Raw genomic sequence first — 14,737 nt, 5'->3', positions numbered from 1 at the left:
CAGGAATTTATAGTCGTCGGGTTCAATTAATAATCGTCCGATTCGGGTAATGAAGCCAGGGCTTCTTTGGCAGACCGGCGATCTGTATTTTGGGTGTCTTTTTGTACTTTTCCATCACGCAGCATCACCGTTCTGCTGCTAAACGACGCGATATCCGGCTCATGGGTAACAAAGACAATTGTTTTTCCGTTCTGGTTCAGTTCCTGCATCAGCGACATGATCTCATAAGAGGTCCGCGTATCCAGGTTTCCTGTAGCCTCATCGGCCAGGATCATTACAGGTTCATTGACCAGTGCCCTTGCTATGGCTACACGCTGCTGCTGACCACCAGATAACTGGTTTGGCGTATGATCAAACCGTCCATCCAGCTTAACGGCCTGCAAAGCCGCAATGGCCCGTTCCTTTCTTTCTTTTGTTCCTATTGTAGGATTGTAAAGTAAAGGCAGTTCCACGTTTTCAAGGGCTGATGTTCTTGGCAACAGGTTATAGGCCTGGAATACAAATCCAATCTTGGTATTTCTAAGCCTGGCCAGTTCATCCCTCGATAATTCTTTTACATTTACACGATCCAGCAAATACGTGCCGTCTGTCGGTTTATCCAGGCAGCCCAGCATATTCAGTAAAGTAGTTTTGCCAGATCCGCTGCTGCCCATGATCGTTACAAACTCACCGGCATTCACATCAAACGACACGCCTTTTAATGCCCTCACAATTTCAGTACCCATGATAAACTCCCGTTTAACATTCTGGATCTCAAGAATTTTCTCGTTCATTATTTCCTCCCCGGTCTTTTAGGCATAAATGGACTGGAAGCTGCTGCTGCCGGAGTACCTGATGCCCCGCCTTCTATGCCGGTAACGATAATATCATTAGCCGTGATGCCGCCAAGTACCTCTACATGGGTGTTGTTATTTAAACCGGTCTTAATTTGCTTTTGGACCAGTTTGGTATCCTGTAAAACCCAAACATATTCCGTTCCGGGGCCCGGCCGTTTCTTATTCTGATCTGCAATGATCTCATAATTTTTTAACAGCGCAGAATCGGGATTAAATTTTAATGCCTGCGCCGAAACCAATAAGGCATCGTTAACCTCTTTGGTATAGATCATAATATTGGCGGTCATACCCGGCTTTAATTTCTTATCGTCATTGGGTGCATCAATAAGCGTAGAATAGGTAACTACATTTGATGAGATTGACGGCTGCAGCCGAATCTCCTTCACCGATCCTTTAAAGGTATCATCTATAAAAGCATCAACCGTAAAGGTAGCCCGTTGTCCCTTTAATACTGTACCAATATCGGCCTCATCCACTTTGGCCTGTACCTGCATTTTGGTAATGTCTTTGGCTATGGTAAAGATGGTTGGTGTATTAAAGCTGGCAGCAACGGTTTGGCCAATACTTACACTTCTGCCAAGCACAACCCCATCAATTGGCGAATAGATCTGGGTAAAGGAAAGATTTCGCTCCGCAGACCGCAGTTGTGCCTTTACATTACTCACATTTGCCGTGGCTACCTGGTAGGTGTTTAAAGCGAGGTCATATTCTGCCTTACTGATCGAACCGGTTTCATACAATTGTTTTTGTCTGCTGAAATTTGCAGCCTGGTACTTTTCATTACTCTGCGCTTGTGCAACACTGGCCTTTGCCTGGTCTACCGTAGCCTGGATCAATGTTTTATCCAGTTCGGCAAGCAGCTGTCCCTTCTTAACGGTTGAATTAAAATCTGCATACAATGCAGATATGGTACCGGATACCTGTGTACCTATAATGACGGTATCAACCGGCTGAACCGTTCCTGTGGCCGTTACGCTGGTAAAGATATTGCCGGTTTCCGGTTTTTCTGTAGTCAACGTAACTGGCTGTTCTTTGGTTCTTAAAAAGAAATACCATACCAGGGCAAGTACTACAAGGATGGAGGCAATGATTAAAATGGTTTTTTTCATGACTTATAATTTAATAGGTACACCGAGGTAAAATTCATAGATCCGGGTTGATAGCGCGGCATTGTATTTAGCCTGTATATAAGATTGCATAGCCTGCACATACAGGTTCCTTTGCTGGTAAAAATCAACAATATTAGCTGCCCCAATTTTTAATTCCTGGTTGGCAATCCGGTACACTTCTGCATTGTATTTAAGTTGCTCTATGGCCGACAAGTATTGCTCCTGAGAATTTTTAAAATTGATAAAGGCACTTTCTGTAGTTAGGGATAGTGTTGTCTTTGCATTTTCAAGTGCCAGTTTGGATTGCTCCAATGCTATTTTAGCTTTGGCTACATTCGTTTTATTCTGACGTTTGGTAAAGATTGGAATGGACAGGTTAATGCCGGCCTGCTGATAAAAATTATTATCAAATTGCCGGAATGCATTGTAGGTCGGGTCATTGGCATAACTCGTTCCAATGCCTGCGCCCAAAGATAAAGTAGGTAAGTATCCGGATTTTGCCTTATTCACCTCCAGGTCTGAGATGCTGACACCCAGTTCGGCATTTTTGATTTCCGGACGGTTCTGCAGCGCATACGTTTGTACTTCGGCCAGGCTGGGCACATTTTGTGCACTAATGATCGTATCTGGCTTAACCACATCGAAATTTTGCTGGGAAGGCAACTGAAGCAGCTGCTTTAGCGTGATCTTATCCTGCCGTTCGGCATTCTCTGCCGCAGTTAGATTATAGCGATCACCAGCAAGCTGGGCTTCAAATTGTGCTACATCCTTTCTTGCTACCGAACCAGCTGCAAACTGACGTTTGGCCTGCTCCAGTTGTGCTGTGGAGGTACTAACCAGATCTTTGTTGTAAATGATACTTTCTTTATCCAGCAGAATGTTCAGGTAAGCCTGGGTAATTTGTAAGGTGATGTCATTTTCACTTTCCAGGATGCTGTAATTTGCAGACTGGATAGAAAGGTCCTTTTGCCTGATATCGGTTTTGAGATAACCGCCCTGATATAATGTCCATGCTGAACTTAATCCGTACGATCCGGATGAATTCAATGCAGCCGTTGATCCGCTTGTATTCCGGTTGTAATGGTTAAAGGATTGTGAGGCGGAGCCATACAGATCCGGAAGCTGTGCTGATCTGGCCAGCAGCTGGTCTTGTTCTGCACTTTGCTTATCCAACCGGAGTTCCTTAAGCTGAATGTTATTGCTCTTCGCAAATTCAAGGCAGCTGGCCAGGTCCCACACATTTGGGAATACCCTGGCGGTAGTATCCTGGCTGTACCCTTTTAGGGTAGTAAAACCAAACAGCAGCAAAAGCAGGATTTTAATTCTTAATTTTGACATATACTGCATTTAAAATTCGTTGTTAACTGATCAAAACAACAGTTATCCAACCATTTAAAAAAACGAAATAGACCAGTTAGCAAAACACACCGACGGAACGTAAGTTTGAGCCGACGGAAATATTTGCACATATCTAGGTGTGTTCATTACCTTGTACACGTCTTAAACTGCATAATTTTAACACAGATGGTCGCAATAAAAAGCCGCTCCTACATTACCGTATTGCTCCACACCTTGTTGTGGATGCTATTCGCATTTATACTTTTGTTTTACCAGCCCTTATCCTGGGATATTGCGCTACCCTACCAGTTTTGGGTTAAGCAAAGCTGTATACTGATGCTGTTGGTCTTTATATTTTATTTGAACAGCACGATCTTTGTTCCGCAGCTGCTGATGAAAAACAGGAACCTGGTTTTTGTATTGATCATTTTCGGCATCTCCCTCCTGGCAGGGCCATTGGTTAAAGTGGTTGATGAAGCCTTAAACTTACCTGAACTTATGCAGCAGTCTTTTAGTAAGGCTGGCTTTCAGAGACCGCCAAGAAGAGGCGACCGGCTGGATCTTTTTCTGCTCATGATGACCCTGCTTATCGTTGGCATCAGCACCAGCGTAACCTTAATTCAACGCTGGCAGACGAACAAGCAGGAAGGTGAAGCCCTTGAAAAGGAAAAGATCGCTTCCGAACTTTCATTCTTAAAGGCACAGATCAATCCGCATTTCTTTTTCAATACTTTAAATAACATATATGCGCTAACGCATATCGATATTGAGACTTCTCGGATGGCCTTACACAAGTTATCAAGGATGATGCGCTACCTTTTGTATGATACACAGGCCGGAATTACACCACTAAGCAAAGAGGTTTTTTTTATTGTAGATTATATTGAACTCATGAAACTGCGTTTAAATGAATTTACAGAAGTTACGTTTAACGAGCCAATAGTACAATCTGACGTACAAATTGCACCCATGCTGTTTCTGCCTTATATTGAGAACGCATTTAAGCACGGGGTAAGCACCACAGAGCCCTCTCATATTTTTATTCATTTGGCATTGGATGGAAACCGTTTAAAAATGACCGTAAAAAATGCGATCTTCAATGCGCATGCGGCAACAGCAGATGAGTATGGAGGTATTGGTTTAATGAACACCAAAAGAAGACTCGACCTCCTGTACCCGGGTAAACATAGTTTCTCGGCGCATCATGCAAAAGACACCAATGAGTTTATTGTTCAATTAGAAATTGTTCTTGATGATAATTAATTGTATTGCCATAGATGACGAGCCATTGGCCCTGGGACTAATTTGTAGCTTCATTGAAAAGACCCCTTTTTTAAAATTAGCCGGAAGTTTTTCAAGCGGACTAAAGGCAATGGAGATGATCCAGCAGGAACAGACCGATCTTATTTTCTTAGACATCCAAATGCCAGACCTGAATGGTGTGGAACTTGCCAGGCTCATCCACAATGGAAACCAGCAAAACCATCCCCGGATTATTTTTACTACAGCTTTTAACAACTTTGCCATTGATGGTTATCGTGTAGATGCACTTGATTACTTATTAAAGCCCTTTAATTATGAAGAATTTTTAAGAGCCTCCAATAAAGCTGTAGCTTATTATGAATTGCTGAACCAGGCCCAGCCTCAACAACCTGCTGCCCCACAAAGTGAAGATTTTATCTTTATAAAGGTAGAATACCAGCACATCAAAGTTGCACTGAGCGACATCCTGTTTATAGAAGGTTTAAAGGATTATGCGAAGATCTATCTCGCCAGCGATCCGAAACCCATACTTTCCCTGATCACCCTAAAGGCTTTGGAAGAAAAACTTCCTGTAAAGAGATTTATGAGGGTACACCGCTCTTTCATTATATCGCTGGAAAAGATTACTGCCATCACTAAAAATGCCGTTCAGGTTGGAAATGTGACCATCAATGTTGGAGATCAATACAAAGACGCTTTAAAACAATTTTTAAGTCAGTGGTTGTAATTAAAATACATGTTCATCCTATCCGGGCATGAACATGTATTAACCTAAATTATTTTTGTATTATGCGTATTAAGAGCTTTTACAAGGCTTCAAATATCTTTAATGTACTTTTATATACAAAGGGCAATACCAAACATCCGTAAACTGTAAAGTTTAACACACTTTATGAACGGTTTTATTTCTCCTGACAGATCTAAACACAACACAAACAACATATAATTCTGTAATGCACTTTATTTTAAAAAGCAGCTTATATTATTTGAAACTCCTTGACAGTTAAGCTATTTTGATTATTTTTGCAGCTTGATTTTCAGCTGCCTAAAGTTGAACACAGCCAAATATTTAACTGAATGACTACTTTTAAAATACCTGAACTGGACAAAATGGATGTCCGTATATTAGAGCTTTTACAGCAAAACGGAGATTATACACCCAGGCAGCTCGGCGCTCTTTTAAACAAATCGCATACTGCGATCTATGACCGGATCCGCGCGCTTAAGCAAAAAGAATATATCCGCTATTCAGTAACCGTAAACAAACAAAAGATCCCTAACCTGCTTACCGTTTACACCCAGGTTCAGCTGAATGAACACTCTTCCAATGCACTTGATGTTTTTCAGGAAATGGTTACTGATTTTGAAGAAGTAATGGAATGCTACCACATGACAGGAAGCTATGATTTTAAATTGAAGATCATTGTACCTGATATGGCAGCATACAACCAGTTTTTAAGAACCAGACTATCGGCCATTCCAAACCTTGGCGCCGTAGAAAGCTATTTCGTAATAGCCGAGCACAAACATGAAACCGCTTTAAAACTCGGCTAGCTAAACGATGAGCCCATGCAGAGTTATTTTGAGATCAAAGGTTTGGTTGATCATTCGTAATTTTAACTGCTGCAATTTATAATTACAAATTAAGGACGAAAGGAAACTGCTGTGCTGTTATTTTTGTTTAATAGCAAATTCTTTATTTAATTCCTAAACCGTACTTATATATGATGAAACAAAGAAAATTAGGAAATACCGATCTGCTGGTATATCCAATAACATTTGGCGGAAACGTTTTTGGCTGGACCATAGATGAAAGCAAGTCGTTCGAGATATTAAATGGGTTTACCGAAGCCGGTTTTAACTTCATAGATACCGCCGATGTATATTCTGCATGGAAACCCGGAAATGGGGGCGGCGAATCTGAAAAGATCATCGGTAACTGGATGCACGAAAAGAAAAACCGCGGGGAGATCATTCTGGCAACTAAAGTAGGTTCGCCAATGGGCCCGGGTAAGAAAGGTCTGGCAAAAAAATACATTTTACAGGCTGTTGAAGATTCTTTGAGAAGGCTAAAAACAGACTATATTGATCTTTACCAGTCACACTATGACGATCCTGAAACCCCGGTTCAGGAAACTTTAGAAGCCTATGACCAACTGATCAAAGAAGGAAAGGTTAGGTGGATCGGCGCCTCTAATTTTTCTGCAGAACGTTTAAAGGAATCGCTGGAAACCTCAGAAAAACTGGGCCTGCCAAAGTATCAAACTTTTCAACCGGAGTATAACCTGTACAAGCGCGAAGATTATGAAAAGAATTTTGAGCAGCTTGTTTCTGACAATCAATTGGGTGTAATTAACTATTATGCATTGGCAAGTGGCTTTTTAACTGGCAAATACCGTTCTGATGCTGACCTGAATAAAAGTCAGCGTGGCGGGGGAATGAAAACCTACATGAACGACAGAGGCTTTAAAATACTGAAAGCGCTCGATCAGGTTTCTGAACAATATGCATCAAATCCTGCAAGTGTAGCCCTGGCATGGTTGATTGCCCGCCCCTCAATTACCGCACCTATTGCGAGCGTAACGAACTTAAACCAGTTAAAAGACCTGGTTAAGGCGGCTTCGTTGAAACTAAATACTGAAGACATCGCTATCCTGGATCAGGCAAGCGATTGGAAATAATGTGCGTATATCGTGTAAAATAAAAACAAATGCCTCGCTGGATATATTTGGCAGGGCATTTGTTTTTGTATAAATTACACCATAAAAATACAGGTTCCAGCAGATGAACAATATTTCTCTTCCTTTTTACACCAAACTTGCCATGGTGTTATTTTCAATCATTTGTTTAGGATACCTGGCTATAATTGGCCAAACGATTCTTGCACCATTGCTTACCTCTTTTCTGTTGGCTTTACTGTTGCTTCCGTTGGCCAATTACATGGAGCATAAACTTCGCTTTAAGCGGAGCATAGCCTCCATTATTGCCGTAGTGATCATGATTGCATTTATTTCAGGCATCATGTATTTTTTAGGCAATCAGCTTACTGATCTTTGGGCAGATTGGCCACTGCTTAAAAAACAGGCAGAAACTTCTTTCCATGATGTACAGCACTGGATCTCCAACACGTTTCATATCAACACAAAAAAACAAATTGATTATTTACAAAATAGCGCAACCAGTGCGCTTGCAACCAGTGCTACCGTATTGGGTGCAACGTTACTGACCGTATCCTCTACCCTGCTCTTTCTTTCTTTCCTGTTGTTATTTACATTTTTCATTCTTAATTACAGAAGGGTGCTTTTTAGTTTTTTAACGTCTGTATTTGAAGAGCAGCACAAAGAAAAAGTTAGCGAGATTGTGGTCCGTATTCAATACATTATTAAAAAATACATTACCGGGCTATTCTTACAAATGATCATCGTTACCGCAATGATGGTTTTTGTCTTGTGGATCCTTGATGTTAAATATGCGATATTATTGGGTTTAGTAGCCGGCATCTTCAACATTATACCATATATCGGGATTTTTAGTGCACTGCTGATCAGCGTTCTGATCACTTTTGCCACTGCAGGGGCCGCAAAGGTATTGCTCGTCGTGGTCGCATTTGTTGGTGTACATGCCCTTGATGGTAACGTACTGATGCCGCTTGTAGTGGGTTCTAAAGTAAAGATCAATGCCCTGTTTGCATTTATAGGCATTGTGGTAGGTGAAATGGTTTGGGGCATTTCTGGTATGTTCCTCTGTATTCCATATCTGGCCATGTTAAAGATCATATTTGATCGCGTTGATCCGTTAAAACCCTGGGGTATTTTACTTGGTGGTGAAGATAAACCGCATAAAAAACGGAAGATCTACCACATTACAAAGACGCTTAAACTCGAAGAAAAGGAATAATACCTATATCAATGCCCGAAAACAGATCTCCCCATATTTTAAATACCTCGGCCAATTTGCTGGGATTATGCTTTGTGGTATTAACATCCATAAAAGTTTCTAAAATGGAAGACAGTTCTATTATTGATGAAACTACGGCTTTGGCGATTATCCTGTTTATGACCAGCTGTATCCTATCCTTCCTGGCAATGAGAAAGAAAGACAACTCCAACTATAAACTGGAAAAGGCTGCCGACTTCATTTTTTTAAGCGGATTGGTTGTCCTTTTTTTAACCACAATGATCGTTACCTTTGATTTTATAATTTAATAACCGATGCCAAACAATATACCTCCAATTACTGCTGCCGACCCTTCTTCAGCCTTCACCAGGCTGTTAACTGTTTTAGATACCCTGAGAACAGAATGTCCCTGGGATAAGAAACAAACTATGGAAACCCTGCGCCACTTAACCATCGAAGAGACCTATGAGCTTTCTGATGCGATACTGGAAGGCGACCTGAATGAAGTAAAGAAAGAGCTGGGAGATGTAATGATGCACCTGGTATTTTATGCACGCATTGCGTCAGAGACGAATGATTTCACCATTGTTGATGTATTGAACAGCGTGTGCGACAAGCTGATTAGCAGACATCCCCATATTTATGGCGATGTAGAGGTTTTAGATGAGCACGATGTAAAACGGAATTGGGAAAAGCTGAAACTTAAAGAAGGCAACAAATCTGTATTGGCCGGTGTACCTAAAGGCTTGCCATCATTGGTAAAAGCAAGCCGCATTCAGGAAAAAGCTCGTGGAGTTGGTTTTGACTGGGACAATAAAGAGCAGGTTTGGGAAAAGGTTGAAGAAGAACTGCAGGAATTTAAAGAGGAGTATAATGTTGCCGGCAATAGCACCATTGACCTTGAAAAGGCTGAAGCTGAATTTGGCGACCTCCTGTTCTCCTTGATCAATTATGCCCGTTTTATAGATATCAATCCGGAAAATGCCTTAGAGAAAACCAATAAAAAATTCATCAAACGCTTTCAGTACCTTGAGAACAAAGCAAAGGAGAACGGTAAGGCACTGCAGGACATGACCCTAGCTGAAATGGATATTTACTGGAATGAAGCGAAGACGTTATAGTCTGCCGCTTAACCGTGTTTCTTTTTCATGGTCATTTTAGCCTTCTGGCCAATGCCATAGTTATAATCCTTGGTGTTACTTTCCTTCTTATCATGAAAAGCACCACCTCCCTTAGGATTATCAGCAGATTCTTTTACAGTTTTAACTTTATTTCCTGCAGATTTTGCCGCTTTATCAATAACAAGATCTTCCGGAAGATCCATCACCGGGATTTTAACCCCTATGGATTGCTCAATTTTCCTTACATCAACCAGTTCCATATCTGTTGCAAAACTAATTGCCGCAACTTCTTCTGCTCCGGTCTTAACGATCCTGCTTAAGAAAGTTTCTTTATTCTCCGGAATCTCAAAATGAAATAAGAATGGAATGCCTGAAAGGTCTATGTTAGACGTTCCCTCATTGGCCACGATCAGGATCCTGGCCTCTGGTGTGTCTTTAAAATCTTCAATATGGTCAAAACCTTCTTCATCAAAAAATAGTGGATTCAGAACAGACACCTCGTTAGCATGGCGTGAAAACAATGCCTTACCAAGCTTTTGTGCCGTTAAGCGGGTATTTACAAAGACAACAACCTGATCAAATACTTCATCATCCCTAAGCAGGAGATTCAATAGATTGATCTTTGTTTTAAAATTTGGAACCTGGTATAACATCAGGTCGTGCGTTTCTGCTTTACGTTCGCCCAGTTCATCCACTTCCAGTGTAGTCGGAAAGTTCATAAACTGATCAATCATGTTATTCAGTTTCTCATGTACTACAGTAGTAAATACCAAATGCTGGCATTTACCGGCACTTCTGGCCAGCTCACACACGGGCAGCTGCATGCCTTGTTTTACAATTTGTTCTGCGTCATCCACAATGAACATCTGCAGCTTACTCAAATTTAAGCCCAGCTTAAGGTAAACTGCACGCGCACGCGTTGGCAGTGCAACTACAATATCAACGCCATCAGAAAGGTCGTTCACTTCGGTTTCCATCCCTCCGGTTCCATACAATCCGATAATCCGAAGGTTTCTGTTCTTACTTAACAGGAGAAATTCTTCAATAACGGCAAGCGCACGTTCTTTATCCGGTACCAGGATCAATACCTTTGGCGCTTCGTCATCTCCATATTTTAAGCGCATTAGAACACCAAGCACATAATTTGTCGTTTTACCAGCACCTTCCGGTGCAACAGCAATGAGATCCTGTCCGCCAATGATCCGGCTCATGGTTTTTGCCTGGATCTCTTTTGCAGAGATGTATCCGGCATCAGTCATCGCTGTAACCAGTTGCTTGCTTAGTTTTAATTTATCTAATGACACTTTTCCTGTATTTAATTATAATTCGCAAATTTACGCATTAAGTCGCTAATATTTCCGTAGTTCCCAATCATCTGAACAATTATATCTCATTACGTTTAGACTTAACGGGATTTTCATGTTAATTTTATAGGTATTATATAGTTTTGCCACAGACCACAACAGCCCTTTAAAATATGGAGAACAGGAGAACGTTTATTAAAAAAGCATCTGTATTAACCGGGGCTCTTGGTGTTGCCGGAATAATGCCGGCATCCATACAAAGGGCATTGGCTATTGACCCTGCTCCGGGATCAACCTTTGAGGATGCGGAGCATGTGGTTTTTCTAATGCAGGAAAACCGCTCTTTTGACCATGCCTTTGGAACGTTAAGGGGAGTCAGGGGCTTCAATGATCCCAGGGCAATCACCTTAACCAATCGTTATCCGGTTTGGCTTCAAAGCAATAAAAAAGGTGAAACCTATGCACCTTTCCGGCTAAACATTAAAGATACGAAGTCAACATGGATGAGTGCGCTCCCTCACTCCTGGGAAAACCAGGTGGATGCCCGGAACAATGGTGATTTTAATGGCTGGCTGGATTCAAAAAGATCCGGCAATAAAGAATATTCAGAACTCCCGTTAACCCTGGGGTATTACAACCGGGAAGATATCCCTTTCTATTACGCACTGGCAGATGCATTTACAGTTTGTGATCATAATTTTTGCTCGTCACTTACGGGCACCAGCCCAAACAGGTGCTACTTCTGGACGGGTAAGATCAAAGAAGAACAAACATCAGCGTCTAAAGCCCATTTATCTAATGGGGATATTGATGGTTCTGAACGCGTATCCTGGGGTACTTTCCCCGAACGCCTGTCTGCACATAATATCGATTGGAAGATCTATCAAAATGAATTAAGTGTTGGTGTCGGTTTTGAAAATGAAGAAGACGATTGGCTGGCAAACTTTACAGACAATACGCTTGAATTTTTTAAGCAGTATCACGTTAAAAGACATCCGGCACACCTCATCCACCTAAAAAAGGCAGTTATTGAATTGGAGAACAAGATTAAGGTGAAGCCTGATGTTAAATTACAGTCTACCCTTGATGCCATTAAAAAGGACATTACATTTCTCGAAAATAACCCGCTGGAATCATTGACACCTGGGCAGCAGGACCTGCATAAAAGGGCTTTTGTGACCAATATCAATGACCCGGATTACCATGCTCTGGAATCCATGACCTATATGGATAAAGGTATAGAAAGAACAGCAAAGATACCAAAAGGCGATGTGCTGCACCAGTTTCGCACTGATGTTGATGCGGGTAAACTGCCCGCTGTTTCCTGGCTTGTGGCTTCTAATAATTTTTCTGATCACCCAAGTGCACCATGGTATGGGGCATGGTATCTGTCTGAAGCGATTGACATATTGACTAAAAATCCTGAAGTCTGGAAGAAGACAATTTTTGTGCTTACTTATGATGAAAATGATGGTTATTTTGATCATCTGCCTCCGTATTCTGCACCAAATCCAAAAGATCCATCAACTGGTCTGGTTTCAAAGTCGCTCGATGTTACAGCAGAATATATTACTAAAGACCAAAGTGAAAGAGAAAGTACAATTGGCTTAGGATTTAGGGTACCAATGGTGGTCGTATCTCCGTGGACAAGGGGTGGCTATGTCAATTCGCAGGTGTTTGACCACACTTCTTCCATCCAGTTCCTGGAAAGTTTTTTAAGTAAAAAAACGGGCAAGAACATCCAGGAAGATAACATCACTTCATGGCGCCGCAGCTTATGCGGCGACCTTACCTCAGTGTTCAGGCCGTATAACGGTGAAAAGATTGACCTTCCAAAAACAATAGAAAAAAAGCCTTTCATAGCAGATATCCATAAAGCAAAATTCGCCAGGGTTCCAGACAATTTTAAGTTGCTAAATGAGGCTGCTATCGCTGAAATTCTTAAAAACCCAAAAGGCAATATCCATTTACCCCAGCAGGAAAAAGGTATTAAACCGGCCAATACGATCCCATACGAAATTTACGCTCATGGCGGCTTGTTGGCCAAAGATCAGTTTAAAATTTACTTTAGTGCAGGAACACGGTTTTTTGGAAAGGCAAGCAGCGGGGTTGGTTTTAATGTATATAGTCCTGAAAAGAACTGGTCATTTACCGCTGATGCCGGCGACACCATCAATTACGTGTGGCCCTTAAATATTTTTAAAAATGGGCTTTATGATTTAAAAGTGTATAGCGTAAATGGTTTTTACAGGAGATACAGTGGAAACACAAATGATCCGGCAGTTGAGATTTCTTTAATCTATCAAAGCGATTTTGCAGACAGTAAGAAATTAACAGGAAATATATTGCTCCATATTAAGCGTACAGCTAAAGGTGAAGCTTTTAAACTCGCGATAAATGACAATGCTTACGGAACTTCGGTTAAGGAAGCTACATTGAAAAAGGATATGCAGGAACTTACCATTCCCATTGATTTAAAAAGCAGCCACCATTGGTATGATTTTACAGTTGGCGTCAAAGATTATCCGATGTTCGTACAGCAGTTTGCAGGACATGTTGAACATGGAACAACGAGTTTTACAGATCCATTAATGGGAAACGGAGGTATCTGATTATTCTTCATTTACAGATCATTAATTTTTGAAACAGAAAGTCCGGTTATTTGAGCGATCTTAGTAATGGCCATTCCTTCAGCTTTTAATTTTGAAGCGACCTCAATTTTACCTTCAAGCCTGCCTTCCAATTTTCCTTCAAGCTTATACGCTTCTCCAATACTAAAATTATCGCGCTCAACTTTCAGGCGCCTTTGATATTCAGTCATTTCATTTTGATTTAAGCTGCCAATTTTGAGTCATAGTACCTAACGATCCTCTATTAAAGATCACTAATTTTCGAAACAGAAAATCCAGTTATTTGAGCGATCTTAGTAATGGTCATTCCTTCAGCTTTTAATTTTGAAGCGATCTCAATTTTACCTTCAAGCCTGCCTTCCAATTTTCCTTCAAGCTTATACGCTTCTCCAATACTAAAATTATCGCGCTCAACTTTCAGGCGCCTTTGATATTCAGTCATTTCATTTTGATTTAAGCTGCCAATTTTGGCAATGGTATATAATTTAACGAATTCTTCTCTATTCATAAGGGATACGGGAATTTGATCCATTGCGTTTAAATTATTTAACATAAATAACCATTTATCCTGCAAGGTCTTCAGTTCATGTATTCGCTTTCTGAACTTTGGCATCTCAATAAAGATATATGCCAGCTTCGAATAAAATGGTTTCTTCGTATAAGTATCCATCAGCATGATGTGATGAAAGTAACGGTCTTTGGGAGTATCATCAAAACAAAAATCCATGACCGCAACCAAATAAACCTCTGTAAGCAAGTAATCCCAGCCAGATTTCACCGAGATCCCCTGTTCCTGAATAAGTGCAGCAGTGTAAAAGATGCTGCGGTCTTTAAAATACAGGGGCTTTGCCTTTTGCATTTCGACAATAAATTTCTCTCCATTTTCTCCTGTGCAATATAGGTCAAATAAGGTTTTTCGATAGGCATGCTTCGGACCGCGGTGCTCCAAATTACCATACTCCAAACTCCGGATCACTTTATGTCCCTTAAAAATGCTGTTCAGAAAATCGATCAGCAAATCCTTGTTTCCAAAATAGTGCTTAAAGCCAAAATCTGAATACGGATCAATGTATTCCGGGATCAATGGCGCAGGAAGATTAAGCTGTTTTTTCATATACTTACCATGCAACATTAGGCAGTATTGAACCAGGAAACCAAATTTTCAAAAAACTATTTTTTGAAGGTTCTATCAAGCAATTAGCAGCCTTTGTAAACCCCTGCTTCCAAATTAAATTTACT

At 41.0% G+C, this 14,737-nt stretch carries 14 protein-coding genes; 8 read left to right on the top strand and 6 right to left on the bottom strand.

All coding sequences use genetic code 11. The annotated features are described in order from the left end of the window. Positions 1–26: 26 nt before the first annotated feature. The 3 genes from ATK78_RS19110 to ATK78_RS19100 are packed head-to-tail and all read right to left on the bottom strand — an operon-like array spanning position 27 to position 3,283. Positions 27–773 carry an ABC transporter ATP-binding protein gene (locus tag ATK78_RS19110; protein ID WP_133577735.1) on the bottom strand — a complete coding sequence of 249 codons (747 nt, stop codon included), beginning with the start codon at positions 771–773 and terminating at the stop codon, positions 27–29. Continuing rightward, entirely contained in the window at positions 773–1,945 is a 1,173-nt protein-coding gene (locus ATK78_RS19105) for an efflux RND transporter periplasmic adaptor subunit (protein ID WP_133577734.1), read from the bottom strand. Before ATK78_RS19105 ends, ATK78_RS19110 begins: the two co-directional genes overlap by 1 nt. Positions 1,946–1,948: 3 nt before the next feature. After that, positions 1,949–3,283: a TolC family protein gene (locus ATK78_RS19100; protein ID WP_133577733.1), complete on the bottom strand. Its 1,335-nt coding sequence runs from the start codon at positions 3,281–3,283 to the stop codon at positions 1,949–1,951. Positions 3,284–3,469: 186 nt separating this feature from the next. Between ATK78_RS19100 and ATK78_RS19095 the strand changes: the two genes are divergently transcribed. The 7 genes from ATK78_RS19095 to mazG all read left to right on the top strand — a co-directional run bounded on the left by ATK78_RS19095 (position 3,470) and on the right by mazG (position 9,564). Further along, a complete protein-coding gene (locus tag ATK78_RS19095; RefSeq protein WP_133577732.1) occupies positions 3,470–4,546 on the top strand; it encodes a sensor histidine kinase in 1,077 nt (358 codons plus the stop codon). After that, complete coding sequence (locus tag ATK78_RS19090; RefSeq protein ID WP_133577731.1) at positions 4,536–5,273, top strand: LytR/AlgR family response regulator transcription factor; 738 nt, start codon at positions 4,536–4,538, stop codon at positions 5,271–5,273. The genes ATK78_RS19095 and ATK78_RS19090 overlap by 11 nt, the downstream gene beginning before the upstream one ends. A 350-nt stretch (positions 5,274–5,623) precedes the next feature. Continuing rightward, positions 5,624–6,100 carry an Lrp/AsnC family transcriptional regulator gene (locus ATK78_RS19085; RefSeq protein WP_133577730.1) on the top strand — a complete coding sequence of 159 codons (477 nt, stop codon included), beginning with the start codon at positions 5,624–5,626 and terminating at the stop codon, positions 6,098–6,100. 173 nt (positions 6,101–6,273) lie between these two features. Then, on the top strand, positions 6,274–7,227 hold the full coding sequence (locus ATK78_RS19080) for an aldo/keto reductase (RefSeq protein WP_133577992.1): 954 nt from the start codon (positions 6,274–6,276) through the stop codon (positions 7,225–7,227). A 103-nt stretch (positions 7,228–7,330) separates the two neighbouring features. Further along, on the top strand, positions 7,331–8,443 hold the full coding sequence (locus tag ATK78_RS19075) for an AI-2E family transporter (RefSeq protein WP_133577729.1): 1,113 nt from the start codon (positions 7,331–7,333) through the stop codon (positions 8,441–8,443). 11 nt (positions 8,444–8,454) lie between these two features. After that, a complete protein-coding gene (locus ATK78_RS19070; RefSeq protein WP_133577728.1) occupies positions 8,455–8,751 on the top strand; it encodes a hypothetical protein in 297 nt (98 codons plus the stop codon). A 6-nt stretch (positions 8,752–8,757) separates the two neighbouring features. Next, positions 8,758–9,564, top strand: coding sequence for a nucleoside triphosphate pyrophosphohydrolase (gene mazG / locus ATK78_RS19065; RefSeq protein WP_133577727.1), 807 nt, complete (start codon positions 8,758–8,760; stop codon positions 9,562–9,564). A gap of 8 nt (positions 9,565–9,572) precedes the next feature. Here the strand turns inward: mazG and ATK78_RS19060 are convergent, their stop codons facing one another. Continuing rightward, entirely contained in the window at positions 9,573–10,868 is a 1,296-nt protein-coding gene (locus ATK78_RS19060) for a DEAD/DEAH box helicase (RefSeq protein WP_166664917.1), read from the bottom strand. 173 nt (positions 10,869–11,041) lie between these two features. Here ATK78_RS19060 and ATK78_RS19055 point away from each other — a divergent pair, with 173 nt between their 5' ends. Then, on the top strand, positions 11,042–13,480 hold the full coding sequence (locus ATK78_RS19055) for a phosphocholine-specific phospholipase C (protein ID WP_133577726.1): 2,439 nt from the start codon (positions 11,042–11,044) through the stop codon (positions 13,478–13,480). Between the two features lie 11 nt (positions 13,481–13,491). On the opposite strand, the gene ATK78_RS19050 is transcribed toward ATK78_RS19055, so the two are convergent. Further along, entirely contained in the window at positions 13,492–13,689 is a 198-nt protein-coding gene (locus ATK78_RS19050) for a hypothetical protein (RefSeq protein ID WP_133577725.1), read from the bottom strand. Between the two features lie 53 nt (positions 13,690–13,742). After that, positions 13,743–14,612, bottom strand: a complete 870-nt coding sequence (locus tag ATK78_RS19045) for an Rpn family recombination-promoting nuclease/putative transposase (protein ID WP_133577724.1) — start codon at positions 14,610–14,612, stop codon at positions 13,743–13,745. Between the last annotated feature and the right edge of the window lie 125 nt (positions 14,613–14,737).

Origin of the sequence: Pedobacter metabolipauper (assembly GCF_004362715.1) — a bacterium.
In the GTDB taxonomy this organism is placed as follows: domain Bacteria; phylum Bacteroidota; class Bacteroidia; order Sphingobacteriales; family Sphingobacteriaceae; genus Pedobacter; species Pedobacter metabolipauper.
Note: the sequence above shows the minus strand (reverse complement) of the source record. Positions and strands in the feature narration are given on the sequence as shown.

Bases quoted from the DNA above. Each gene is read 5' to 3' on its own strand.
- ATK78_RS19070 (WP_133577728.1), top strand. From the start codon at position 8,455: ATGCCCGAAAACAGATCTCCCCATATTTTAAATACCTCGGCCAATTTG.
- ATK78_RS19045 (WP_133577724.1), bottom strand. From the start codon at position 14,612: ATGAAAAAACAGCTTAATCTTCCTGCGCCATTGATCCCGGAATACATT.
- ATK78_RS19095 (WP_133577732.1), top strand. From the start codon at position 3,470: ATGGTCGCAATAAAAAGCCGCTCCTACATTACCGTATTGCTCCACACC.
- ATK78_RS19050 (WP_133577725.1), bottom strand. From the start codon at position 13,689: ATGACTGAATATCAAAGGCGCCTGAAAGTTGAGCGCGATAATTTTAGT.
- ATK78_RS19085 (WP_133577730.1), top strand. From the start codon at position 5,624: ATGACTACTTTTAAAATACCTGAACTGGACAAAATGGATGTCCGTATA.
- ATK78_RS19110 (WP_133577735.1), bottom strand. From the start codon at position 773: ATGAACGAGAAAATTCTTGAGATCCAGAATGTTAAACGGGAGTTTATC.
- ATK78_RS19055 (WP_133577726.1), top strand. From the start codon at position 11,042: ATGGAGAACAGGAGAACGTTTATTAAAAAAGCATCTGTATTAACCGGG.
- ATK78_RS19105 (WP_133577734.1), bottom strand. From the start codon at position 1,945: ATGAAAAAAACCATTTTAATCATTGCCTCCATCCTTGTAGTACTTGCC.
- ATK78_RS19075 (WP_133577729.1), top strand. From the start codon at position 7,331: ATGAACAATATTTCTCTTCCTTTTTACACCAAACTTGCCATGGTGTTA.
- mazG (WP_133577727.1), top strand. From the start codon at position 8,758: ATGCCAAACAATATACCTCCAATTACTGCTGCCGACCCTTCTTCAGCC.
- ATK78_RS19080 (WP_133577992.1), top strand. From the start codon at position 6,274: ATGAAACAAAGAAAATTAGGAAATACCGATCTGCTGGTATATCCAATA.
- ATK78_RS19100 (WP_133577733.1), bottom strand. From the start codon at position 3,283: ATGTCAAAATTAAGAATTAAAATCCTGCTTTTGCTGCTGTTTGGTTTT.
- ATK78_RS19090 (WP_133577731.1), top strand. From the start codon at position 4,536: ATGATAATTAATTGTATTGCCATAGATGACGAGCCATTGGCCCTGGGA.